This window comes from Methanosarcina sp. 1.H.T.1A.1, assembly GCF_000979295.1.
Classification (GTDB): domain Archaea; phylum Halobacteriota; class Methanosarcinia; order Methanosarcinales; family Methanosarcinaceae; genus Methanosarcina.
Window position 1 is genome coordinate 1 of record NZ_JJQY01000115.1, and the last position, 24,355, is coordinate 24,355.

Here is a 24,355-nt window from a genome sequence, read left to right on the forward strand (position 1 = left end):
TTTCCAGTCAATTCCAATTGAAGGGTCATTATAGATTATGCCAGCTTCGGCTTCAGGGTGATAATATTCATCGCACTTGTAAGTAAAAACTGCAGTTTCACTCAGAACGGAAAAACCATGGGCAAAGCCTTTTGGGATCAAAAACTGCTTTTTGTATTCACTGGAGAGTTCTACACCTGTCCATTCTCCGAAGGTTGCTACGGCAACATCGTATACTCTGCCTTCTAAAACTGTCCTATGTTTTCTTGGAGGTGCGCACCCTACGAGGCTGCGGTGGACGGCTACATCAATTTTTGACTCATTTTCCATGTGCCCCTCTTTATCTGAATTTATTCGAATAAATAAATTTTCAATTGTAAGGGAACAGACGATGAAAATTCACAGATGCCGAAACTGATTATCTTGCACTCTTGTCGCTTTCCAGCAACTTTTTAAAGTAGGCAATCGTTTTTGTTAATCCTTCTTCTAATTTCTCTTCTGGTTGCCAACCGAGTTCTTTGATTGCCAGATCAATATTCGGTTTGCGTTTTAGCGGATCGTCCTCTGGCAGGGGTTTATAAATAAGTGTACTATTTGAGCCAGTTAGCTCAATTACTTTCTGTGCAAGTTCTAAAATTGTGAATTCCTCAGGGTTTCCAATATTTATCGGCCCCGTTAAACCTTCACGAGAGTTCATCATACGGATTATGCCTTCAATCAAGTCGTCAACATAGCAAAAACTTCTGGTCTGTGTACCTTCTCCGTAAATGGTTATGTTTTCGTCCTTAAGTGCCTGCACAATGAAATTGCTCACCACTCTCCCGTCATTTGGGTGCATCTTGGGGCCATATGTATTAAAAATTCGTATCACTTTTATATTCAAGTAGTATTGGCGTTTGTAATCAAAAAAAAGTGTTTCAGCACATCTTTTCCCTTCATCATAGCATGCCCGTGGTCCAATGGAATTTACATTACCTCGATATTCTTCTGACTGGGGATGGACCTGTGGGTCACCATAAACTTCTGAAGTTGAAGCCTGCAGGATCTTTACATTCAGTCTCTTTGCAAGATCCAGCATATTGATTGCACCCATTACTGAGGTTTTTGTTGTTTGAACTGGATCAAACTGATAATGAACAGGACTGGCTGGACAGGCGAGATTATAAATTTCATCTACTTCCACGGAAAGTGGGAAGTTAATGTCATGGCGAATGACTTCAAAATAAGGATTGTTCATAAGGTGAACAATATTTCTTTTTTTGCCGGTGAAAAAATTATCTACACATATAACTTCATGGCCTTCATTTAATAAGCGTTCACATAGATGTGACCCTAAAAAACCAGCTCCTCCTGTGACTAAAATTTGTTTTCTCATATAGTTACCTCCTATTGGTTATTATAGTTCTTCGTTGTCTACAACTTACATTATATGTAAACTTAAAAATCGGCTTTTTTATCCTCTCTCCCAGGTGGAGTTCAGTTAGAAATGTTCTGTTTTCAAATAGAATATTTGTCAATTATTGTAAGCATTTCTTTTACTACATTTTCCTCTCTATATTTGTTACTTTCAACTATCGCATTCTTTGAAAGTTTTTTATATTTCCCAAATGATTCAAAAACCTTTTTTATTTTCTTTGCAACTTCTTCTGGTCTAGCTGAAGGGGTATATCCATTGTAATCATCAATTATAAATTCAGGCATTGCACACGAATTTGCTCCTATTACAGGTAGTCCAAAAGCCATTGCTTCAAAAAATACTTTCCCAAATGGTTCAAATCTAGAAGGCATTAAGAACAATGAAGAACTTGTATACATAGCTGCTAATCTTTCAGGTTCTACAGAATCATACAATTCAATATCAGGGGAGTTATTGATTAAATGTTTAATCTGTCTCGGTAGCTGATTTTGTTTTGTAATAATTCTTAATGTCATATTTTTAAATTCATTTTTTATTTGTTCAAATGCCTCTATAACAATGTCAATGCCTTTTCTAATTCCATCTTTCCCCACAAATAGTAATACCGGATTTTCGAATCTTTTTTCCAATATTTCTTCGGTCAATTGTATTGCAGAATACCGATGCCCTATTCCTGTCGGAAAAACTTTTTTGGGTTCATCAATATAAGAACAGATATTGTTCTTTACCCATTCACTTGAAACAAATATCCCTGCAGCATTTTCATAAACTTTCCTTTGAATTATTTCACTTTTTTTTAGTAAAGACAATGGTATTTTGTCAAACATATAAGTTGGTTTTTTGTTTTCTCTCCATTTTATTACGGTGTTTAAATCCATGTCTTGAAGTGTAAAATAAGGAGTTTTATAGAATATGGCTAGATGCCCAATTGTTATTATAGAATCAGGCTTTGGATTTGATTCATATATTTTTAGAGCTTTTTTTTGACGTTTTTCATAATAACTTGGATTATTTCCATTCCTAAGAGAATATATTCCCTGTCCACCAACACGAATATATGGTAACATATGGGTATAATTAGACACACGGCTTGTATTTTCATAAGTGCAGACGTTGTATGTGTTGCCAAGTGATCCTAATTTCTTTAAAGTTGTAGCAAGTTCATAAGGAATCACGCTCCAGACTTTTGGATCCCAACAGTTGCCTTCACAATACAAATCAATTTTTTTTGCCAAGCTAAACACTCCAAATCTCATACGAATAAGATTTTATCTTACAAAATTTTATTTTTGGTCCCGATTTCGAATAATTCTACATTATATCTGCAAAATACTTTATTCACAAATTCTCATATTCATCCCGCTGGCACCGATGATCAGCGTTTTAATGGCTCCCACCACCATCTGTTTCCCACATACCATTTGACTGTCTGGTCCAGAGCGGTATCAAAATCATATTGGGGTTTCCAGCCCATTTTTTCCAGTTTACTGCCGTCAAGGGAGTACCGGAAATCGTGGCCTTTTCTATCTTCAACGTACTCTATTGAAGATTCGTCTTTGCCAAGCATTTTAAGAAGGCGGTGAGTGATTTCAAGGTTCGTGAGTTCGTTTCCGCCGTCTATGTTGTAGATTTCTCCGATAGTTCCGTTGTGGAGGACAAAGTCTACTGCAGAACAGTGGTCTTCAACATGGATCCAATCCCTGATGTTCAGGCCGGTTCCGTAGACAGGAATTTTCTTTCCTTCCATTAATCTGCTGATGAAAAAAGGAATTAATTTTTCAGGGTACTGGTATGGTCCGAAGTTGTTTGTGCAGCGGGTTATACATACTGGCAGACCGTATGTAGTGTAGTATGATTTTGCAAGGAGGTCTGAACCTGCTTTGCTAGAGGAATAAGGGCTTGAAGGGTTCAAATTGTCTGTTTCGGTAAAAGAACCTTCCATGGTGCTGCCGTAAACCTCATCAGTTGAAATATGGATAAACTTTTTTATGTTATTTGCAAGGGCACTCTGCAGGAGGGTGTTTGTACCGAGCACGTTTGTCATTACGAAAACAGAGCCGTCTTCAATTGAACGGTCAACATGGCTTTCGGCTGCGAAATGGACAACTTGATCTACCTTTTTCATTACTTCATTAACAATTACAGGGTCGCAAATGTTGCCTTTGACAAAAGAGTAATTCGGGTTGTTTTCAATATCCTTGAGGTTGGCAGGGTTTCCGGCATAGGTCAATTTGTCAAGGTTTACAATTTGATAATCCGGATATTTTTCCAGCATATAGCGGATGAAATTGCTGCCTATGAATCCGCAGCCACCAGTTACCAGTAGTTTCAATTCAGTCACCTTTTTTGGGGTATAGATACTTTTTGAGGAGTGAACATTTCAGGTAATCAGAAATCCATCTAATCAGAAATTCATTTTAGCGTTTTTTAATTCTGGCAGGAGCTTATCCTTCTCTGAAAGTTTTGCGTTTTCTTCAGTTATTTTCCAGTCAATTCCAATTGAAGGGTCATTATAGATTATGCCAGCTTCGGCTTCAGGGTGATAATATTCATCGCACTTGTAAGTAAAAACTGCAGTTTCGCTCAGGACGGAAAAGCCGTGTGCAAAGCCTTTTGGGATCAAAAATTGCTTCTTGTTTTCACCTGAGAGTTCTACACCTGCCCATTCTCCGAAGGTTGGCGAGTCCTTTCTCAGGTCTACGGCAACGTCGTATACCCTACCTTCCAGGACCCTAACAAGTTTTGCCTGGCTGTAAGGGGCTAACTGGTAATGGAGGCCCCGGATAACGCCATATGAGGATTTGGATTCGTTGTCCTGGACGAAGTTGTATTCTGTTCCGATTAAAGGTTCCAGGGTCTTTTTATTGTAGCTTTCAAAAAAATAGCCTCGGCCATCTGTAAACACTTTTGGTTCAAGAATTAAGAGGTCTTTTATTTTAGTTTTTATAAGGTTCATCTGTTTTGCCTCACTTAGTTTTATCTTTCAGGCCGGTTGCTACAAACCTCTAACTATTTTAATTTTTATTTAATTGTCTTTTACAGTTATTTAAGTTCTTTGGTTTGTACCATCAATCCTTCGGTCTTGCTTTTTTTTGTGATCATCTTTTTAATTATAATCTTGTTTTTTTCATCCTTTGTAAAAAATTTTTTATATATTCATCCTAGATATAACTTCCTCAGATAAATTCTGGTAGTTGTACAAATTTTTGGAACTTTACTACATATTACTATTTTGAGGAATAACTATGGAACCATTGATTTTTGGGGAAACAATCCGCGCTCCTGACGTAAGAAACCTTTACGACATGAAAGAAGTCATTGCTGATCAGGACTGGCTTCAAATTACAGATAATTTTGATCTATATTATATGTACAGGGAGCTTGCGCGGGATGAAGAGGACCTCAGGCTTATGCGGGAGTTTGGGCTGCGTTATGATATTACTGTCATTCCCCCTGCTCGCCTGGGGAATGAATATATAAAAACGGCAGGGCATTACCACCCCAGGGCTCCGAGGGCAGAGGTTTCATATCCTGAAGTCTACCAGGTGCTGGAAGGCGAGGCAGTCTACCTCCTGCAAAGGGTGGAAGGTAGTAAGGTCCTGGATGTGGTCGTCATAGAGGCAGAAAAGGGGGATGTGGTGCTTGTGCCTCCGGATTATGGGCATATCACAATTAACCGGGCAGAAACGACCCTGAAGATGGCAAACTGGGTTTGCAGTCGTTTTTCTTCTATCTATGAACCTATCAGGAAATTTGGAGGTGGGGCTTACTACCTTCTCGAGGAAGGTTTTATGGTAAATCCCTGCTATTCTGAAGTTCCGGAAATCCGGGAGCTTTCTCCAGCAGACCTCTCAAAATATGGGATTTTTGAGGGGGAAGACATTTACGAGCTTGTGAATGAAATTGAAAAGCTTGGGTTTTTGAAGGAACCTCAGGATTTTCCAGATGTTTTTATGAAATTTCGTGTAGTGTAATAACAAGCTTTAAATTTTTTAAGTGACTTTATTCTTCTAGTTTTTGTGGAGTGTTCATTTTGAGTGTAAAAAAAGCAATAATCCCCGCTGCAGGTCTTGGAACTCGTTTTTTGCCTGCAACAAAGTCCATGCCGAAGGAAATGCTTCCCATCATTGATACGCCTGTAATCCAGTACGTGGTTGAAGAAGCTATTAACTCAGGAATAGAGGATCTAATCATCATTACCGGCAGAGGAAAAAAGGCTATTGAAGATTATTTTGATGATTCTCCAGAACTTGAGATGCACCTGGCAAATAAGAAAAATACTGAAATGTTGAACTTGGTCCGGGATGTCTCCTCCCTTGTTGATATCCATTATATCCGCCAGAAGGAACCGAACGGTTTGGGAGATGCTATCCTCAGGGCGAAAAAACATATTGGAAACGAGCCTTTCGCCGTGCTTCTGGGAGACGACATCATCATGAATGGTAAGCCATGTACTGCTCAGCTTATTGATCAATTTGAAAAATATGGCAGATCCACAATTGCGGTTGAAGAAGTTCCATATGACAAATTAAGCAGTTACGGCATTATTAAAGGAAAACCAGTCGCAGATTCTCTTTATGTGCTTGAGGATATTGTGGAAAAGCCAGCCCCAGAAAAAGCTCCTTCAAATATCGGGGCAATTGGTCGCTACGTTTTCACCCCGGAAATTTTTGACTGCATTAAGGAAGCAGGACCTGGGGTCGGAAATGAGATTCAGCTCACTGATGGTATTCGGGTTCTGAGCAAGACGCAAAAGGTCTATGCATATGAATTCAAGGGAAAAAGGTTTGACACCGGGGACAAGCTGGGGTACATTAAAGCAACAATAGACTTTGCTCTGGAAAACAAGGACCTTAAAGATGACGTACTTGAATATCTGGGAAAAGTTCTTTCATCGGAAGATACTCCCTTTAGAAAAATGCTGTTTGAAGGAATGAAACAAAAAGATGCCCTCACAAAAATAGAATCTGAAACATTTGAGGTCGAAAACTAAATGTCTGAATAAAAAATCGAAAATGCTTTCGAATTCCAAATCCAGTTTTTTGAACTCTCCCATTCGGTCATTAATGAGAAAGAAGGGTTTCAGTGGGAAGTTTCCGGATATGTCCTAACTTTCTGTGAATTCCGAAGTTTATATGGTCGTAAGGGTGGTTGAAAAGAGGGTATATCTTTTGCTCCTTAATATTATTATTTCAAAGTATTTCCATACTTCTCTATCCATGTAACCATTCCCTGATAGATGTAAACTTGAAATCCTTTAATAGTTGTTTAATTTTTGGTTCCATCGCAGGCAAATTGTAGTAATGATACCATTTAAACTCTGGGGACTTCGGTTGCTCCAGATCTATCTCCCAGGGGTGTAAATATATCACAGCAGGCTCTCTTTTTTTATTTATTTTTTCGATTGAGTTTTTTATAAACCAGTAAGGAAATAACCTCAAATAAAATCCACCAGCTATTGGTATGTTCTTATATGGTAGCTTACGGACACTTAAAGGAAATTCACATATCCTGCCTTTAGACTCTCCACAAATATTTTCTGAAGAGATCCGGTATGGAAATAAAGGCGCGTCGGGAACGCCATATAAGGGGGTTTTCACGGGAAAAACGCTGGAATCATACTCTATTCCACACCTTTCCATAATATCTATCGACCATGAGGTGCTCTTCATTACTGAGGCTTGACATGCTCTATGCCCACATACTTTCACGCCTGTAATGGATTTTATGATTTCCATAGATTTTAGCAGTTCTTCTTCAAATTGATCCGGTGTCTGTGATTGGATTGGTTTATGGCTATACCCATGGGTACCCAATTCATGGCCACAGTCATGAATAAGTGAAATCAATTCAGGGTGATGTTCAGCTACATATCCTAATACAAAGAATGTTGCTTTTGTATCTCCCAAAATGGATAACATCCTTTCAGTACTGGCTATAACCCTATCTTCAAATTCTCCCCAGCGTGAGATATCTGTAGTCATGTACCAGTCTTCAACATCGACAGTTAGTATATTCTCTATATGTCCCATCTTACTCCCAATTCTCATATTTTTCCAACAAATAATAAGTATATAAGAATCTTTCCATAATATAATATGAAGTTTTATACCAAATAACCTATTTGTATCTCTTATTTACTTAAATTCTTTAAGTGTTACTTCTTATTTGCAAAATTTAACTCTCTCTAACTTTAAAAGTATTTGTTCTGTTTATTTTATTTGACTTAAAAATCTTCATTTCTGGTTATTTCTCTTTTTATCGGCTGTTAAAAAGCCCATTAGTGTTGAAATGATTCCGGGGGCAGTTTTCGATTTTTTATTTCTTAGAATCATCTCAAATAAAAGCCTGTTGTCTTTACTCACATAACCGTGCTCCTGCCGGCTTATAATGAAGAAGTGTCCATAGGGAGCGTTGTCCTGCTTGCAAGAAGGTATGCTGACAGGGTGATAGTTATTGACGACGGCAGCTCGGACCGGACAGCCGAGGTTGCTGCAAACGCCGGGGCTGAGGTGGTTGTCCATTCCCCTAACCTGGGCAAGGGCATGGCTTTTAAGACGGGCTTTGAGGCTGCCGGGGATGCAGATATAATAGTTACCATGGACTCGGACGGGCAGCACAACCCTTCCGATATCCCGAAGCTCGTAGCCCCCATCCTGGAGGGCGTTGCAGATATGGTGAACGGCAGCCGTTATCTTAATGGTCGCGCCACAGACACGCCAGCCTACCGGCGCATAGGCCAGACGATCCTTGACAAAGTTACGGTCCTGAACTCCGGAATCAAAATTACCGACTCCCAGAGCGGGTTCCGCGCCTTTGCCGCCTCCACAAAAGACGTCTTCCGCTTCAGCGCCACAGGCATGGCAATCGAAAGTGAAATGCTCGCAGACGCAGGCAGGGCCGGGTTAAGGGTAAAAGAAGTGGAGATCCGGGTCAGGTACGACGTCGACGGCTCAACCGAAAATCCTGTAAGGCACGGCCTGGGTGTTTTGTTCAGGATTTTTAAGGACATCGAATACAATAAGCCCCTGTACTGCTTCACCCTGCCCGGTTCCCTCCTCAGTGCAGGCGGGTTATACATGGGCTTTGGTTTTTTGCGGACCTTTTACCTTGGCGGGAACCTTAACTTCGGGCCTGCCGTTTTGATGATCCTGCTGACCCTCACCGGGTCCTTTATGGCTTTGACCGGAATTATGCTGCATTCGATAGCTGGCCTGATCACGCATCTAAAATGAGGGGAAATGAGTGGGGCACGGGGGTCTATCTCGTGAACTTTCCGAAATCAGGAAACCTGTTTTCTGCATGGCATCAGACAAAAAGGGCTCTGAAAGCTTTGAGCGGGTATGTGTGGGGTCTGGAAAGCCTCTGAGGCAATCCCTGTCCTGTAGACGGATGTTTTAGCTGTATCTGAAATAAGGGCGCAGAGGGCAAAGAGCTGGTAATTTCTATCCTGTAATCATTTTTAATTTCTTTTTTTGTCCTGGAGCTCTCACCGGGTGCTGTAGGCAGCCGGCCTTTCCCTAAAAATTGCTATGTGGATGGCACGGGATAAAATGATAACAAGGTTTATCTCCTGTTACGAAAAATAAGTCTCATATGGAGAAACGTGCCGAGATCAAAGTATATGGTCGAGTCCAAAAAGCAGGTTTCAGAGATTTCATTGATGAGATTGCCTTTAATCTGAATCTCAATGGATACGTTAAAAATCTTGATGACGGGACAGTACAGGTTGTTTGTGAGGGAAACGAAGACGCCATTCGTGAATTGCTCACAAAAATTAACATTACTCAATATCCCATTCGTGTAGAAAATATTGACGTGGTCTACAAAAAGCCAACAGGTGAGTATACAGCATTTGAGCTTATCAGAGACGAGGATCTGACCACAGCAACTTATGAAAGAATGGACGCGGCTGCGAGATATATTCGAGAAATGAATTCAAACCTCGGCGGGAAAATGGACTTCATCGGTGGGAAAATCGATGTTCTCGGCGGGAAAATGGACTCCATCGGCGGGAAAATTGATGTTCTCGGTGGAAAAATGGATTCAATCGGTGGAAAAATTGAATCCCTCGGCGGGAAAATTGATGTGCTGGGCAATAAAATCGATCAGGCCAGGGTGGAAATAACATACGAAATCCGCGTAAGCCGGGATAATTTCAGGTCTCATCTTGATGAAAGGATTTCAACCATAGAACGCGAGTTATCTCTTATTAAAGCAAAAGTCATTCCCTGAAATACTGCTTGAGCAAAACATCTGGCGCATTAATTATTTTTTCAATTTTTCGTAGCTTAAACGTTTTTATCTCTTCTGTTTTCATCCGGGTTACCATCCCGGAACTCTCACAGCCCGCTGGGGACCCCTGGGTTTCCTGTTAAAAATACCCGATGAAATCCAGGGCTTTTGGAGAAGGCGCCTGAAAAGTTGAGGGTTTGAAAGGACCACAGATGCTTGAGACCTACTTTTGTGCAGTTTTTCAAGGTCTCATAGGTAGTCCGTCAAAACCCGGCTAAAATCTCTCCGGGCAAGTTTGCAGAGATGGCCGGGCCGGGAGAAAAATGAAAAATAAAAAATAAAAAAAATAAAAAAACCGGCAGGCTCCCGGTTAGATTGCTCCTGATCTTCTTCAGTCGCTATCTCAAGGCCCGAACTTTCCTCCGCTTTTTTTCCGGTTTCAGCGCCTTCTCTTCAGTATCGTAATCCCTATCATGAGCGTTCCCGCAAAGCCTATGAGGAAGGAAGCCAGTTTAGGGGGATTTTTTATAACCTTTTCTGCCTGGAGAATTTCTCCCCGAATCTGGGGTTCGAGGTTTTCGAGTCCGAGTGAACTTGCGGTATCAAGAATGGACTGCTCGCTTTCCAGGGTGGAAGGACTTTTATCATCTATTGAAAGGTCGGTGGCTTTTGAGTCCTCGTTTTGTTTTTTGTCTGACCCATGTGATTTTTTGGGGGCACATATCGCCAGCTCTTTCTGGGCTATGCCTGTAAGGCCTTTGCCGTTTTCATAGGCAGCTGCAAAGAGGAGGTAGTCTCCGGGAGGGAGGTCGAAGGTTGTCAGGGAGAGGGTGTTCTGGTTCTCGTCTCCTATGCTTATCGTACCGTTGCCTTCTCCTATCAGGGTCTGGATTTCGGTCGTGAGTTCATCTTTGCTGAATTTGGACTCGTAGTTTGTAGAATTAATGCCGAATTCATCGATGATATCGATTCCGTTAACGAAGATATCGGTCCCGTGCACTGTCCCGTTTGAGCTTACATTTATTTCTGCACGGTAGGCGTCTTCCCTTATCAGCAGGGCCCCGTATGTGTAGCTCCCCTGAGCAGGAGCCTTTTTCAGGTTCAGGCTGACTTCAAGATTTTCGCATTCTTTGAGTTTGTTTGGGGAATCTACTTTCAGTTCGTATTCCAGTACCTCAAAACAGGTTGCCGAAAGGACCTTCCTCTCCGCCTCAGGCTCTTCATTTTCGTTGCCTGCAAGCATTATGAGTACTCCGTAACTGCCTGCTGGAAGGGGGTCAAGGGTCAGGGGGGCGGAAAGATCCCCGGTTTCGTTCAGGACCGTGGTGGTTACCAGAGTTGTAGAACCCGTGCTACTATCGAAGATTTCCTTGAAGCTCCCGGCGTTCCCATCCCTGAGATCCGTAAAGGCGTCTTTAAGGGAATTCACATCAAGCCCCTGGACCAGGTAAATATTCACTTTCTGCTTCCCGAAAGCTGCAGGTCCTTTGAAATCCATCTTCACTTTCTCGTTTTCAGTGTAAAAGGGATGGGTGGAGTACGGGTATGTAAGTACCAGTTCCGTATCATCTCCGGCGGATACCCCTGATTTCAGTTCAAGAGTAGTTCCCGCACTTTGAAGGCTGTTTGCCCCGCTGTATGTAAAATTAAGAGGCTGTGGGAGCTGAATTTCCTCTCCTCCGCTGAGAAGGATCCAGCCGCCTTCCGTCAGGCTCTCATTATGGTCTGCAAAAAAAACGCTGTTATCATTTTTTTCGAGAACTGCAATCCAGGGCTCTTCTTCGGAAAATGCCGCTGATACTGAAATGAGTGAAAAAGTAATCATCAAAACTGTCAGGGCTAACCTGAATGTTTTGCCATAAATCCCATTATATATTTCGGTTCTTTTCTTCATTACTACCACCCCTTAGTTATTCTCTTCCCTGCTTAATTCCAGGTTTTTTGCTCTTTTTCAGGGCTTTAGCTGTTAATCTTTTTTAATTAAATATTATTCAACATTCATATATTTATTTAAAAACACATGTTCGCCATTAAAGAGATTTGCAAGGGTTCCCGGAACATTTAAAGTGTTTAATATTCAAAGTGTTTAATACTTAATATGTTTAAACACTCTTTTTTTCTTCCAGAACTCCATAATTTTAACGCTTTTTAATCCTTGAATAAAGCAGAAGTAGTAGCATTCCGGCTAAGATCCCTTCTATCCATATGTTTGAGGCCTTCCAGTCCCGGGATAAATCTTCTTTTTGGCCCTCTTTTTGTTCCGAAGAGGGTGTTATATCCGAAGGCAGGCTTTCTGCCGGCTGCAGGGTAACCTGCTTTGTAACGTCCCCTACCTTTACCTCAAAATTGCCTGCCGGGATCGATTTAGTGTCGTACTTATAGCTGAAATTCCCTGAATCCACCTTCACCTGCTGGAAACCTGTAATCCTGAGCTTGACATCAGAGGCATTTGATTTTCCGTCAAGCCTGATCTTGTAAGTCCCTGGGGGGACGCCTGCCTGGGAAACCGTGGCATCTCCTTCTTTTGCCTTTCCAGTTATGGTTATCCAGAGTATCATCTTTACTCTCACATTCAGGTCATCGACACCTATTGCCTGCACAGTAAAACGGTTGTTGAACCCGGGTGGGATTCTCACGTCGTCAAGCAGATACTCGTATTTGCCGTCCGAGACCCGGACATCCTTTTCAAAGGACACCCACACGTCTGCTGTCTCTCCTGCGAAATCGGCTCCTCTGATCTCTATTGTGTCTCCAACTACCGGGTTTTCAGGGATAAGTTCCCAGCTGTTAGTTGCAGCATTCCCGGGAAAGGGGATCAGGCATAGAAGTACCGAAAGACAGAACAGCAGTTTCAGCTTTTTTCTATTACTCTGGTTCTGGATGAAAGCGGAAGCGAATTTCACGAATGTAATCCCCTCAGAAAGCAAAATTCCGAATCTCCTTTTTCGATATTTTTGTCTTAATTTGAATCACATAACTTTCAGATAATCTGCAGATAAATCAACATGCTTATATCGTTTTTCTTTTTAATGTCCTGGACGTTCGGCAGCAAAGAATTTCACCAAGTACTGGCTTTTACAACGATCTCTCTCAGAAAAGTCTATTTATATTTTACCTTGATTTTTATACGACTTGCCGCCGAATCTGAATCTGGTTATTAATAGGAACAGCCTGATTATCAGTATTTCTCATCAGGCGTGTATATAGAGCGCGACCTTTTGAATACGATCCCATCGATTACCTGCGATGAGTTCTTACGCTTTTTACGCTTTTTAGGTCTTTCTCGGAAATTTGAGTTCCCCTATTATCTCTTTTACCTGTTTATCCGTTTTCAGTATATACAGATAATAAATGCAGATAATCAAACCGGAGATTACAACCAGAAGGACCTGGTTTATTCCTGCGGTTTTGAGAGCTATCAGGACTGCTCCTGCAGGGATAAAGAGGACCAGGTTTGAGAATACTATTTTCAGGGCTCTTGAGGTCTTTACCCCGGAGTAGTACATCATTTTCAGGCACAGGTAGCCGTACACTACAATGCCTGATATGGAGAAGAGGGCAAGAGCTATACGGGCACTTCCGAACATGCCGCCAATTGTGAGGGACAGGAAGCGGGTTGTCAGGTTGAAGAAATTGTAGTTGAAGCCGAAGTGGTGTTCTTCTACTACCAGGTATATTGTGGTTAAGGGGGATGAGATAAACCATATAAAAGCCCAGAGGCTCAGGATCTGGGCGTAGACTCCTGCTTCTGTCCAGGCACTCCCGAAAATCACGGTAAAGACATCGCTTCCGACAATTGTGAGAATCAATATAGGGAACATGCCTATGAGCACGAGCATTCTGAATACACTTTCAACAAGAGTACTGAGGGTGCCTTCGGATATTGCCCTTGATGCCCTCTGGTAAAAGACCTGTGAGATTGAACCTCCAATAAAACTCATAGGTAACTGGAGCAGGCGGAACCCCAGGGAATAAAATCCAACCACCGCAGGAGTGAAAAAGGCTGAAAGAAGAAAAGCCGGAAGCTGCCAGGAGATTGAGTTCATAAGGGCAGACCAGCTGTCTATGAGTGGAAGTTTGCGATGCCGTATAGAGCTTTCATATATCTTTTTCCAGCTCAAGCTCTTCGTTATCAGGTTTCTATCATCTCTCCAGATCTGCCCTCCAAGCACGAATGTTGCTACAGACTGGCCCGCAAGGCTGCCACCGATTAAACCAGTTGCAGTTGGGGGGCGTTCTGCAAGCCCGAGGATGATCTGGGTTGCAGTGGTCGAAACCGAACTGAAAACCCTTGAGAAGGAGAGCCTCTTGAAGAGTTTTGTTCTTGAGTTCCAGTTGTTGAGTGCGAGAAAAACCCCATTTACAAACACGAACGGGGGGACAAGCCAGAGATAATCCCCTATCTGCGGGGCATTCAAAAGGTCAATTATCGGGGTTTTGAAGTACCAGATAACTGGCACGGTTAAACCGGTAACAAAAAAGACTGCGAGGAGACTCAGCCCTAAAAGGTTTATTGCTTCCTCGTCTGATTCAGGCAGCATTATAGATAACTCATACCTCAGGCATGCAATAACGCTTATAATGCTCGTGATAGAAATATACAGAGCCCAGACTCCAAAATCCTCCGGTCCGTAAAGGCGGGTCAGAACAGGAGCTGACAGAATCGTAAGGATCTGAGCAAAGGTTGTTCCGCCTGCGAGTGTCAGCACATCTGATACAAAACTTGCCTTCTTTTCTTTTTTATATGGCTTTTTTGCCACATCTGCTTTCTTTTCATCCATAGCCACTACCCTGGCAAGGGATGTTGTTTTTTCAGGCCCGATAACTGGAAGTTTTTAAATCTCTGAAGTGAATCGTTTAAATTCCTGCGGTTATACTTGTTCCTGTGGTTATATTTGCCCTTTTAAGAATCCTAATTCTTCAGAATTTCAGTAACCTGACCTTTCCTTACTTTTTACCCTGGCCTTTTCTCCCTTCCCAATTTCCTATACACAAATTATCCTTATAAACTCATCCGACTCAACAGCCCCCTTCTCCCAGTAGTGACAGCCTGGACCCCGAAAACTCCTAAAGTATGGGACTTTTATCCAGTCGGCATCTCCAGGTATTTGTTCCCTTTTCCCGTTTACCAGAGATTATAGCCCCTGGGCTCAACGGGTAAAATAATTATTGAACCTTTAACAGAAATACACTGTTAACTTTTTAACAGCCAAAGTTCCCGGAACCAACATCAATCAAGTTAATCCACTTGAGGCAGCCATATATCTGGCAAAAAAGAATTTTCTTTGAGCTGCCGGTTGATGTTGTTTTATTCTTTTTGTGAATGAAGATCGATTTAGTCTTTTAATTGATCCTTACTTTTAATTGATCCTTATATTATCGTAATTTATTTAGCAACTATGATTTATTCAGCAACATAGCACTGTTTTTAGATCCCCGGCTCAATCTGACTGGTCCACCAGTTATAGATTTCCTCTCCGCTGGTAATCCAGGCGTTTTTGCTGGCACAGTACTCAAGGACTTTTTCGTAATATTTAAGAGTCTCTCCCTCAATGCATGTGTTGTTATGCCAGAGGATAGTAATCACGCCGTTATACCGTTCAACAGTATCGATAAGATACTTCGTACATTCCCAGGCTTTTTTAACATCAAGGCGCATGTAGTCTTTCAAAAGCGAGCGATCCATTATCACCAGTGGAAGCTCCATAATGTCGATCTGACGCCCCTCATTCAAATTAAAAGGCCTGAAAGGATGGCACATCCCATTTCTAAAGCCAGCGCAGTCTGGATACCCCAGTGTGGTGTCGTATTTGAACCCCGCTTTACTCAACAATTCCCAGGTATTCGGTACGCTAAACCTTAAATAGTGATTTCTGTACCCGATAACCCTTTTCCCTAAGACTTTCTCAAGCCGACTTTTTTTTTCTTTGATGTCTTCAAGGCTATTGTAAGATTCATGCCCCCCATGCAGGCCAACTTCCCATCCACTGTCGGATATAAAACCCATTTCAGATTCAAGGTCTTTAATGTTATAATTAAAGTCCGTTTCTTCAGGGTTCAGGGCAAGAAAATAAAAACTGGATTTTGCATCATATTTTGCCTCCAGCTCCACTATTTTCCTGAAGTTCCAGCATGGATTACATTTCTTGCAAATCCTGGAAAAAGGGGTTTTCATCGTCTCGGTCAGATTCTTTCTGGCAAGAGCTTTAATAGACCCGATAATCGGATACAATTTTTCCGGGTAAACCGCGTCGATGTCGTGTGTGAGGCAGACCGCAAACTTTTTTCCGTCCGGATACTGCGGTTTCAGCCCGTTTTCTAATAGAAATTTGGAAACTCTCGGTTCAAAAATACTTCTCTGGCTACTTAGATAGTACGGAAACCTTTCATACCTGTCGCGAAAGATCAGGTCGTACTCTTCCTTTCTGGTAAAGAGCTCCCAGAGTTCCTTGTTTTCTTTCAGTTTTTCAAACATAATTATCGCCCTATTTCCCGGATATAAAAAACAAATTCTTCTTAAAAAGGGGAATTTTTTCCCCTTTATATTATCTCATGTGAGTTCTTATCTCCCCTCCCAATCCCCTTATACACAAACCCCTTTCCAATAAACTCATCCGGCTCAACTACATTTCTTCCATCAACAATTACCGGATTCTTTTTCCCACTTACTTTTTTCACCCAATCAGCTGTCACATCAGAGTAGGCGCTGTGCCCTGCAAGCACGATTACAGCATCCGCACCTTTTACAACCTCTTCCAGGTTATCTGAAATCTCGACGCCCGGATAATTGACAACGTATGGGTCGTGTACCATAACACTGGCCCCAGCTTTCAGGCAGAGGTCCCTGTACGGTTCTGACGGAGTGTTCCTGGCATCGTCCGAGTCGCTGATAAATGCCCAGCCGAGCATTGCAACCTTTGAGCCCTTCATATTCTTTCCAAGCCTCTCAAGGGCTGCAACAGTCAGGTTGTACATGTGTGCAGGCATAAAGTCATTGACTTTTCTGGCAAGCACGTAGATTGAATCCGCACCTTCGGGATAGTCCAGCTGTCCTTCACCAATCTTAACTCCTCTTTCCAGGTGGTATGTGTCTTTGGTCAGGCAGTGGCCTCCAACCCCTGCTCCGGGCCAGAGGATAGCTCTTGTTATACCCTCGCCTTTTAAGCTGTCAACCCCGGTCCTGACGTCATAGACATTTATGCCCATGGCTTCACAGTAAAGGGCAAGCTGGTTGATTGCTGCAATCTGGAGGTCGCGGAAAGTGTTCTCCGCAGTTTTTGTAACCTCAGCTGCAGTTGCACTCATCGGGATAACTTTTCCGACAGTGAGCACCGGTGAGTAAAGCTCAACAGCCCTTTTTGTGCTTGCCTCATCAATTCCGCCTACTATCCGGTCGTGTTCTCTGATGTTTTTCAAAAGCCTGCCTACCATTACCCTTTCAGGGGCATGGGCCAGGGCAAAATCTTCGCCTGCTTTCAGGCCGGACTCTTCCTCAAGGATCTGCTTTGCCATTCCTGCGGTCGTTCCCGGAGTGATTGTGGATTCGAGGACTACAAGCATACCCGGTCTCAGGTATTTTCCTGCGTTTCTGATCCCCTCTATGAGAGCGCTGAAATCAGGTATAAGGTCTCTGGGATTTGCAAAAGGAGTCTGAATTGCAAGTGTGACTGCATCAAGTTCGGAGATCCTTGAGAAATCGGGAGTACATTCTAACTTGCCTGCTTTTACGACCTTTTCAATGAGTTCTTCGAGGCCTGGCTCTTCCCCTTTGAGCGGGCTTTCTCCCCTGTTGAGCATATCAATCTTGTAGCCTGAGCTTTTTGAGTTGCGCTGGAAGCCCAGTACTTTGTCAAAACAGGGAGCATCTGCGAATAAGACTGCTGCAGGGATTCCTACATAACCCATGCCAAGTACTCCTATTTTTTTGATAGGGCCGCGTTCCTTTAGAAGTTTTTCCAATTTGCTCATGCTTTATCACTTTCCAGTATTGTTTTTAAGATATTCTTCCATTTCTCTGATGCATTCGGATTTTTATAGAACGAAGCGTAAAACCCCCAGGTTTAGACCAGGGGCAGTTCACTTCCATCACCGTTCTGGCTTTTATGCGGTTTACTGCCCTACTTCAATTAATCTCTCTTCTTCGTAGGACCTGATGGCTGCCATTGCTACTTCAAGGGCATGTTTTCCATCTTCGCCGCAGGGGTTAGGTTCTTTGCCCGTTTTAATACAATCTATGAAATAAACGAGTTCGTTTTTCAGAGGTTCGCTTGGTTCGACTTTGGCTTTTCTGATCCAGCCGTTGTCATGAAGTTCGACTGTCTGGTCGATGTAGTCCAGATAAGCTACACCCTTGATTCCTATTGCTGTCAGTTGCCTTACTTTATGGGGAGTAAGCCAGTTTGTTTCTACAACGCCTGCAAAATTATGGTCCATGCGCAGGATAATTGAGGCATGGTCTTCAAAAGAATGGATATCTGCACCTGCAATGGCGTAAACACCCTTTATCTTCTTGCTGTAAAGGTATGAAATGACGTCTATATCGTGAACACCGATATCCAGAATTACTCCAACGTCCCTTATCCTCGGGTTGTAGGGGCCGACTCTCCTGGTAGAGATGGACACTATCTTGCCAAGAGTGCCCGAATCTATGATTTCTTTGAGCCTTATAACTGCAGGGTTGAAACGTTCTATGTGCCCTACCATTAGCACCTTATCTGCTTTCTTTGCAGCTTCTATCATCAGGTTTGCGTTTTCAACCGTGTCTGCAATCGGTTTTTCTACAAGGACATGAAGGCCTGCGTCCAGGGCATCAAGGACTACCTGTTTATGCAGTTTTGTGGGCACAACGACGCTTACTGCATCAAGGCCTTCGGCAAACATTTTTTTGTAATCTGTATAGGCTTTCGTTTTAAACTGAGCGGCCATGGCTTCGACTCTGGTCTGGTCTACATCTGATATTCCGGCAAGCTCCACGCCCTCCATCTCGCTGTAGATTCTGACGTGGTTCTGTCCCATGGCGCCTGTGCCTATTACTCCTACTCTAATCAAGGTTTCACTTCCTGTTTCTGAGAATGCTGTTACTGCCCGGGAATTACTCAATCGTTTGAATAAAATTCTCTGGTTGCCTTAACTATCTTCTGCACGTCATCTTCGGATAAAGACGGATGTACAGGGAGGGAAAGAACCTCTTCTGCTGCTTTCTCCGAGACAGGCAGGGAATCTTTGTACCCGAGTTCCATATAATAGGGCTGTTTGTGGATGGGGATCGGGTAGTGTACTCCGGTTCCTATTTCTTTTTCCTTCAGGAAAGCTGCCAGTTCGTCCCTCTTTTGAGCTCTGATTGTGTACTGGTGGAAAACGTGGGTACAGCCAGGTTTTGTTACTGGAGGTACAAGCCCTGAAATGCCTTTGAGTCCGGCTGAAAGCATGGCTGCGTTTTTCTGCCTGGTAGCAGTAAACCCGTCCAGTTTTTCGAGCTGAACAAGCCCGATTGCAGCTGCAATGTCAGTCATACGCAGGTTAAAGCCCAGCATTTCATGCAGGTAGCGAACTTTTGAGCCGTGAGCCCTGATCATCTGTGATTTTTCTGCGATTTCCTTTTCATTTGTTGTAATCATCCCGCCTTCACTTGTTGTCATGTTTTTAGTCGGGTAGAAGCTGAATGCTCCGGTCCCGAAACTGCCAACCCTTTTCCCGAGGCATTCTGCGCCATGGGACTGGCAGGCATCTTCAATCACGACAAGCTTGTGGTCTTCAGCGATTTCCATTATGGCTTTCATATCTGCAGAGTGTCCGTAGAGGTGGACAGGCATAATGGCTTTCGTTTTTGAAGTAATTTTTTCCTGGATTTTTTCGGGGTCTATATTATATGTATCCGGTTCAATATCTGCAAAAACAGGTTTTGCCCCGGTGTAAAGAATACTATTTGCAGTGGCAATAAAGGTGAAGGGACTTGTAATTACTTCGTCTTCTTTTCCAATGCCGTGGGCAAGAAGCGCGATATGCAGGGCTGCAGTGCCGGAGTTTACAGCAACTGCATACTCGCAGCCGGTGTACTCAGAAAAAGCAAGCTCGAACTCTTCTACTTTTGGTCCCTGTGCAATCATACCTGAACTCAGGACCTTCGTTACTGCATCAATCTCTTCCTTGCCCAGCAGGGGCTTGGCGATTGGGATCATTTTTGGACCTCTTATAATTATCTTAATAAAACTTTAATATTACTTAACTTTGATTTTTTGATAGGTTTATATTCGGTTTAACTCTTTAAGATCTTCAGGAAGCTCCTGTATTCTGGCAGGTACACCGATCGCCAGCTTCCACGGAGGCACATCTTTTGTCACAAGGGCTCCTCCGGCAACCATTGCTCCTTCCCCTATTTCCACTCCCGGAAGCAGGGTCGCGTTAGCGCCTACAGATGCTCCTTTTCTCAAAACAGGGCCTTTAAGTTCGTATTTTTTACGGATGGGATATTTGTCGTTGGCAAGAACAGCACATGGTCCGATAAATACATTGTCTTCGATAACCACATTCGTTGGGATATAGACGTTTCCCTGAATACTTACATTGTTTCCTATCTTCACGTTTCCATCTACGATAACGTTCGTTCCGATAAGTACATTGTCCCCTATTTGTGTGTTTTCCCTGATCATTACGTTATGTCCGGTCTTGAAGTTTTTTCCGGTCTTTACGCTGGAAAAAATTGTCGAACCTGCTCTTATAATCGAGTTTGGACCTATAATGCAACCCGGAAAATCAAAGTCCTCTATCTCCACATCCTTTTTGAGGATCTCCATAAGGACTCTGTGTTCTGGATACCCCAGTATTACATTCTCCAGAATTACTGTATCCTTTCCGATTACAGAGGTTCCATAAACCTTAGAAGAACTGTGTATTTTGAATTCTTTTGAGTTCATATTCTTCCCCCGTTTTTCTCCTGTACCTTATAATTCATTCGGAGTGCTTCGAATCAATGCTACATATCAATTATTTTTATAGAAATTTGGGGTTTCCTGTTCGCGGATTACCTGGTTAATTTCTTGTTCCTGGGTTGGCGCGAAGGCGATTATCAGTTGTCGTTTTTCCCTTTACTCACTCCCTGTAAGTTCCTAACTGTGTTAATTTCTTCACTGGATACACTTTGTAATTATTTAAGTGATTTGGTTTATTTACCTATCTATTGCTTTCCTGATTTCTTCGGATAAGTTTCTCTTATTTATTCTGGTGGTTTTGCATTAATCATCGACTGCGGGCATCTGAAATTCCTTTACTATCTTTAATAATACCGATTTAATACTGCTATTTTTCTCCTGCTATTTTCTCCTGTTATAATGCCGTTATCCTGATGCCACCTTTATTATAGTTAATTCTTACAGTTATAATTTTTATATGAAAGTTCCTCATCTTAAAAATTTTGGGTGCACCCATCTTAAAGTCATATGGCTGATCTACCTTGTCCTCTATCTTAATTATATAATTGACCTTTTTCTTCCCCGCTCCGGACCGGGACGTTCAGGGTTTTCAGGGTCATCCGCCCTTTTTTCGGTTGCTCTCTTAGGTTCATATAGCTTGAATTCTGGAAAGCAAAAGGAGGAGGGTTTTTATATCAGATTGCACATCTGTTTCTCTTATACCTGAATCAACTAGAGGAGTTCTGACTACGCTTACAAGTTTAATTTCATCAACTTCCGCTTCTTCGGGTGCGTTATCAATGATGACCACACTAGGGGTCCCTGAAGGTGCATCAGTGGCCGTAGCGACTTTGCTTTTACTGTTACTTTTCCGAGACTTCCTTCCTCTGTCAAAGAACTGGGGAGATTCTGTAAAAACGTCTCTGAATATGGGAATAATTCCACTTCTGTTTTCTTTCGGTGCCGTTATTCTTTATAAGCTTGTAGCTCTCTTTTAACGTCTGCAGAGCTCATTTAAGCCTTGAATTCATGCGCATCGACAACAATATCTCTTTTTTAAAAACCTCATGGAATTAATTTCCTTATCATTTTTTTAAAAAAGTTTTCGGCTTTCTTTTCTGCCTGTTAACTTTCATGCATTCCTCTTCCTCTCTTTTTCCTCTCCTCCTCTTTTCCCGTTTCCTTTACCTCTTCTTCTTTTCAGGCATCATCTTACAGGAAGGAACAGGTGAACAAGTTTAGAGAAAATGAGTCCAGACAACGCAACTTTTTTAAAAAATGAATTTAGAAAAGATGGGGGATAACCCCAAAGAGGAAGACGTTTATGAAGCCATGGATCATTGTGACCAGAGGGAGGCTTCGGGTTCTGTAGAACATAAATCCTATGATAAAACCTACAAAGAGAGTGTAGAATACTTCACCTATGTTTCCATACCCTGAATGCATTAATCCGAACAGGACGCTTGTGATAATTAGACTCCCACGGCTGCCGAGAAACTCTTCGAGCCGGTTCTGCAGAATGGACCTGAAGATGAGCTCTTCAACAAGACCTACTAAAAAGACCATAACAAGGGTAAGTCTCAAAAGGGAGGGAATTGAAAGGTCTGGGATGAGGTAATTTGTCTCTACTATTAAGTATTCCCCTACTCCAAGCAGGAGCCCCATAATTATCGAGAGTGGAATATAAATCCACATCCTTTTGAAGGTTATTCCAAGCCGTTCTCTAGTAAACCCCTGGTCGGTGAGTGCAATTGTTACTGGAATTGTAAGGAGTCCGTAGATAAAGACAAACGAGTAAAGGGTTTCCTCATAAAATGCTGGCATTGAGAGGTTTACAAGTCGCAGGATTGGCAGCAGGAGCAGGGCCTGGTAAGTTTTCTGGATCTCCTCATTTTTGATATATAACATGGAAAGAGAAAGCCCTAGCAGGATGACTGCGTGTACCTCCATGGCTTCTATAGGTCTTCCAGAATATATCATAAATTCCGCAAAAGCGATGGCTAAAATCGGAATTATCAGGTAAAGTCCTTTGTTTTTCAATGAAGACTTCTGTGCCGCCCTATTTTCAGGTACGTGTATATACTCAGGAGTTTGAATCTCTCTATTTTCAGGTGTTTGCATCTCCTGATTCTCATATGTTCCCATCTTCAGGCCTCCTTGGTAACGTTTATCCAGAGGCGCAGGTCCCTGTAAGGCACATCCTTTTCAGTCTCGTTGAAAAGCAGGAACTCAAGCTCCATATTCTCTCCTTCAAAAGAGGGGGTTATCTCAAGGGGCTCTTCCAGGGTTATGTTGTCGTCAAGTTTTATATTTCTCAGGTTCTCAGGCAGTGGCAGGGATCTGTTTTCGAGCCTGACATCCATTGTATAGTTTACTGCCCTATGCTCATGGTTTGCGATCCCTATAATGACGGTTCCACTTTCTCCCTGCACATACTCTGTAGTATAGTTATCAGCTTTTCCCTCGGGCCCGAGGATATAGAATTCTGTAAATGGCTCCTGGTCGTGGGGAACTATGGATACATAAGCCACACTTCCTACTAAGGCCAGAACGGAAATTGCCAGAAAAGTTCTGAGTGTCTTTTCTGTTGACGACTCAGGTTTTCCCATAACTTCAACTAACAGGGAACGGGCAGAAGCCTTGAAAGAGATCCCAAAGGTTTTGTCTTCTGGAAGCTGCCTCCTGCGGACATATGCTGCTGCGCATGCAAGGATGATAAATACAGAGAGGCTTGCAAGAAGAGGTACTTCCTTGATCCCGAATGATGTATTATTAAGTACAAGTCCTATAAGCGGTACTATTGCAACGCTCATTCCAACAGAAAGTGCTGCTCTTTCAATTCCCTCAAGTCCGGTTTTTGTTGGAAATAGCAAGGCTACAAGGGCATACCCCGGTAGGAATAATACCAGTGGTAGGCCAAGGACTATGCGAATAAAACTCTCACTTAGTACAGGAATAAGTACGAAAATATCCGTGAGAACTACAAGGCCTACCACAAACAGCAGGTCAGATGGAAACTTCTGGTTCCCGGCCATATGACTCCTCATAAAACGGTTTTAATGTTTTTCTGGCTTTCCAGTTTTATCTTTCTTGATCAGGTTAATCTGCCTATTTCATTATCCCTCTCGAGGGGATTTTCAGAAAACCTTTTAGGCTGTTTTTTTCGGTCGGTCTTCTATAATCTTCTGCTGCGAAGAGTTAAGAACCGGAAGGTTGGGGATTGGCCCGAGTTTTAATTCAGGAACTTTCTTTTCTATTTAGTAAAGCTTCCGTTCCTGAATAGTTTCTCTTTTTTTCAATAATGATTTTAACTCGATCTACTCAAATACTTTTTTGTATAAAATATCTTCCCCTTTTCCTGTATGTTATTATAAAAATGTATTTCTTCTTTATGACCTTGCTGAGGAATTTTACGGTTCAGATTAAATCTGGTACTTTTTTGGGGGGGTTTCCTGAATAAGTCTATTCTTTTTTTATGCTACTGCGTATCGTAAAAAACTTCTTAATTTCCTTGTCTGTATAAATTTTTATTCCCATATTGATACTAAGTAAGATTTATATCGGAGCGCTTTAAGCTCCTTTTCTGGCTAACGGGATTTCTAATTAAGCTTATTTCTTTTTCGTTATCGGGGGGACTGCTTAATTATCTTTTGTGTCCCAATGTTTATATAGCTCATATCTTAAAACAAATACACGTCTTATTCCGAACTCTGACTTACTTGCAGGGCATCTTTCCTTTCCCTAAAAGGAGCACAATAATCCCCCAAATGATGCGCTGTAGATCTGGTTACAGACGATCCTTAGAAACCCTTTAAAG

Annotated in this window: 22 protein-coding genes; 4 read left to right on the plus strand and 18 right to left on the minus strand. The window is 42.3% G+C overall.

Features of this window, described 5'->3' with window-relative positions; all coding sequences use genetic code 11:
• The 5 genes from rfbC (EO95_RS11970) to rfbC (EO95_RS11990) all read right to left on the minus strand — a co-directional run.
• A partial coding sequence (gene rfbC, locus EO95_RS11970) for a dTDP-4-dehydrorhamnose 3,5-epimerase (RefSeq protein ID WP_162197362.1) occupies window positions 1-309 on the minus strand: 309 nt, incomplete at its 3' end.
• Window positions 310-397: 88 nt separating this feature from the next.
• Window positions 398-1,354, minus strand: a complete 957-nt coding sequence (locus tag EO95_RS11975; RefSeq protein ID WP_048134918.1) for a UDP-glucuronic acid decarboxylase family protein — start codon at window positions 1,352-1,354, stop codon at window positions 398-400.
• A 122-nt stretch (window positions 1,355-1,476) separates the two neighbouring features.
• A complete protein-coding gene (locus EO95_RS11980) occupies window positions 1,477-2,631 on the minus strand; it encodes a glycosyltransferase family 4 protein (RefSeq protein ID WP_048134919.1) in 1,155 nt (384 codons plus the stop codon).
• 140 nt (window positions 2,632-2,771) lie between these two features.
• Window positions 2,772-3,728 carry a dTDP-glucose 4,6-dehydratase gene (gene rfbB, locus EO95_RS11985; protein WP_048134920.1) on the minus strand — a complete coding sequence of 319 codons (957 nt, stop codon included), beginning with the start codon at window positions 3,726-3,728 and terminating at the stop codon, window positions 2,772-2,774.
• A gap of 72 nt (window positions 3,729-3,800) precedes the next feature.
• Window positions 3,801-4,352, minus strand: a complete 552-nt coding sequence (rfbC, locus tag EO95_RS11990; RefSeq protein ID WP_048134921.1) for a dTDP-4-dehydrorhamnose 3,5-epimerase — start codon at window positions 4,350-4,352, stop codon at window positions 3,801-3,803.
• Window positions 4,353-4,641: 289 nt separating this feature from the next.
• On the opposite strand from rfbC (EO95_RS11990), the gene EO95_RS11995 reads away from it, so the two are divergent.
• Both EO95_RS11995 and galU read left to right on the plus strand, forming a co-directional pair.
• Window positions 4,642-5,370: a glucose-6-phosphate isomerase family protein gene (locus EO95_RS11995; RefSeq protein ID WP_048134922.1), complete on the plus strand. Its 729-nt coding sequence runs from the start codon at window positions 4,642-4,644 to the stop codon at window positions 5,368-5,370.
• 59 nt (window positions 5,371-5,429) lie between these two features.
• Window positions 5,430-6,389, plus strand: coding sequence for a UTP--glucose-1-phosphate uridylyltransferase GalU (gene galU / locus EO95_RS12000; protein WP_048134923.1), 960 nt, complete (start codon window positions 5,430-5,432; stop codon window positions 6,387-6,389).
• Between the two features lie 220 nt (window positions 6,390-6,609).
• Here the strand turns inward: galU and EO95_RS12005 are convergent, their stop codons facing one another.
• The gene (locus EO95_RS12005; protein ID WP_082106027.1) at window positions 6,610-7,446 is read right to left on the minus strand and encodes a polysaccharide deacetylase family protein; all 837 of its coding nucleotides are present in this window, start codon (window positions 7,444-7,446) and stop codon (window positions 6,610-6,612) included.
• A 186-nt stretch (window positions 7,447-7,632) separates the two neighbouring features.
• Complete coding sequence (locus EO95_RS18505; protein WP_268767905.1) at window positions 7,633-7,761, minus strand: hypothetical protein; 129 nt, start codon at window positions 7,759-7,761, stop codon at window positions 7,633-7,635.
• A gap of 6 nt (window positions 7,762-7,767) precedes the next feature.
• On the opposite strand from EO95_RS18505, the gene EO95_RS12010 reads away from it, so the two are divergent.
• Together EO95_RS12010 and EO95_RS12015 are read left to right on the plus strand one after the other, a co-directional pair.
• Window positions 7,768-8,631, plus strand: coding sequence for a glycosyltransferase family 2 protein (locus EO95_RS12010; protein WP_235282992.1), 864 nt, complete (start codon window positions 7,768-7,770; stop codon window positions 8,629-8,631).
• A gap of 361 nt (window positions 8,632-8,992) precedes the next feature.
• A complete protein-coding gene (locus tag EO95_RS12015; protein WP_048134924.1) occupies window positions 8,993-9,631 on the plus strand; it encodes an acylphosphatase in 639 nt (212 codons plus the stop codon).
• Window positions 9,632-10,070: 439 nt separating this feature from the next.
• Here the strand turns inward: EO95_RS12015 and EO95_RS12020 are convergent, their stop codons facing one another.
• The 11 genes from EO95_RS12020 to EO95_RS12070 all read right to left on the minus strand — a co-directional run bounded on the left by EO95_RS12020 (window position 10,071) and on the right by EO95_RS12070 (window position 23,573).
• Window positions 10,071-11,525 carry a TIGR04279 domain-containing protein gene (locus EO95_RS12020; protein ID WP_048134925.1) on the minus strand — a complete coding sequence of 485 codons (1,455 nt, stop codon included), beginning with the start codon at window positions 11,523-11,525 and terminating at the stop codon, window positions 10,071-10,073.
• A gap of 244 nt (window positions 11,526-11,769) precedes the next feature.
• Window positions 11,770-12,534: a hypothetical protein gene (locus EO95_RS12025; protein WP_235282993.1), complete on the minus strand. Its 765-nt coding sequence runs from the start codon at window positions 12,532-12,534 to the stop codon at window positions 11,770-11,772.
• A 369-nt stretch (window positions 12,535-12,903) separates the two neighbouring features.
• Window positions 12,904-14,412, minus strand: a complete 1,509-nt coding sequence (locus EO95_RS12030; RefSeq protein ID WP_048134926.1) for a lipopolysaccharide biosynthesis protein — start codon at window positions 14,410-14,412, stop codon at window positions 12,904-12,906.
• A 647-nt stretch (window positions 14,413-15,059) separates the two neighbouring features.
• On the minus strand, window positions 15,060-16,106 hold the full coding sequence (locus EO95_RS12035) for a polysaccharide deacetylase family protein (protein WP_048134927.1): 1,047 nt from the start codon (window positions 16,104-16,106) through the stop codon (window positions 15,060-15,062).
• Window positions 16,107-16,171: 65 nt separating this feature from the next.
• Window positions 16,172-17,599, minus strand: a complete 1,428-nt coding sequence (locus EO95_RS12040) for a nucleotide sugar dehydrogenase (protein WP_048134928.1) — start codon at window positions 17,597-17,599, stop codon at window positions 16,172-16,174.
• Between the two features lie 141 nt (window positions 17,600-17,740).
• Entirely contained in the window at window positions 17,741-18,679 is a 939-nt protein-coding gene (locus EO95_RS12045; protein WP_082106029.1) for a UDP-N-acetylglucosamine 3-dehydrogenase, read from the minus strand.
• Window positions 18,680-18,726: 47 nt separating this feature from the next.
• Window positions 18,727-19,809, minus strand: a complete 1,083-nt coding sequence (locus EO95_RS12050) for a DegT/DnrJ/EryC1/StrS aminotransferase family protein (protein WP_048134929.1) — start codon at window positions 19,807-19,809, stop codon at window positions 18,727-18,729.
• A gap of 66 nt (window positions 19,810-19,875) precedes the next feature.
• Window positions 19,876-20,544 carry an acyltransferase gene (locus tag EO95_RS12055; protein WP_048134930.1) on the minus strand — a complete coding sequence of 223 codons (669 nt, stop codon included), beginning with the start codon at window positions 20,542-20,544 and terminating at the stop codon, window positions 19,876-19,878.
• 643 nt (window positions 20,545-21,187) lie between these two features.
• On the minus strand, window positions 21,188-21,349 hold the full coding sequence (locus tag EO95_RS17675) for a hypothetical protein (RefSeq protein ID WP_156161228.1): 162 nt from the start codon (window positions 21,347-21,349) through the stop codon (window positions 21,188-21,190).
• A gap of 473 nt (window positions 21,350-21,822) precedes the next feature.
• Window positions 21,823-22,683, minus strand: a complete 861-nt coding sequence (locus tag EO95_RS12065; RefSeq protein ID WP_048134932.1) for a CPBP family intramembrane glutamic endopeptidase — start codon at window positions 22,681-22,683, stop codon at window positions 21,823-21,825.
• A gap of 2 nt (window positions 22,684-22,685) precedes the next feature.
• Window positions 22,686-23,573 carry a DUF1616 domain-containing protein gene (locus EO95_RS12070; protein ID WP_048134933.1) on the minus strand — a complete coding sequence of 296 codons (888 nt, stop codon included), beginning with the start codon at window positions 23,571-23,573 and terminating at the stop codon, window positions 22,686-22,688.
• Between the last annotated feature and the right edge of the window lie 782 nt (window positions 23,574-24,355).

Coding starts and splice junctions, on each gene's coding strand:
- EO95_RS11975 (WP_048134918.1), bottom strand. CDS start 1,354: ATGAGAAAACAAATTTTAGTCACAGGAGGAGCTGGTTTTTTAGGGTCA.
- rfbC (WP_048134921.1), bottom strand. CDS start 4,352: ATGAACCTTATAAAAACTAAAATAAAAGACCTCTTAATTCTTGAACCA.
- EO95_RS11995 (WP_048134922.1), top strand. CDS start 4,642: ATGGAACCATTGATTTTTGGGGAAACAATCCGCGCTCCTGACGTAAGA.
- EO95_RS12005 (WP_082106027.1), bottom strand. CDS start 7,446: ATGAGAATTGGGAGTAAGATGGGACATATAGAGAATATACTAACTGTC.
- EO95_RS12015 (WP_048134924.1), top strand. CDS start 8,993: ATGGAGAAACGTGCCGAGATCAAAGTATATGGTCGAGTCCAAAAAGCA.
- EO95_RS12020 (WP_048134925.1), bottom strand. CDS start 11,525: ATGAAGAAAAGAACCGAAATATATAATGGGATTTATGGCAAAACATTC.
- EO95_RS12030 (WP_048134926.1), bottom strand. CDS start 14,412: ATGGATGAAAAGAAAGCAGATGTGGCAAAAAAGCCATATAAAAAAGAA.
- EO95_RS12035 (WP_048134927.1), bottom strand. CDS start 16,106: ATGTTTGAAAAACTGAAAGAAAACAAGGAACTCTGGGAGCTCTTTACC.
- EO95_RS12040 (WP_048134928.1), bottom strand. CDS start 17,599: ATGAGCAAATTGGAAAAACTTCTAAAGGAACGCGGCCCTATCAAAAAA.
- EO95_RS12050 (WP_048134929.1), bottom strand. CDS start 19,809: ATGATCCCAATCGCCAAGCCCCTGCTGGGCAAGGAAGAGATTGATGCA.
- EO95_RS12055 (WP_048134930.1), bottom strand. CDS start 20,544: ATGAACTCAAAAGAATTCAAAATACACAGTTCTTCTAAGGTTTATGGA.
- EO95_RS12065 (WP_048134932.1), bottom strand. CDS start 22,683: ATGGGAACATATGAGAATCAGGAGATGCAAACACCTGAAAATAGAGAG.
- EO95_RS12070 (WP_048134933.1), bottom strand. CDS start 23,573: ATGGCCGGGAACCAGAAGTTTCCATCTGACCTGCTGTTTGTGGTAGGC.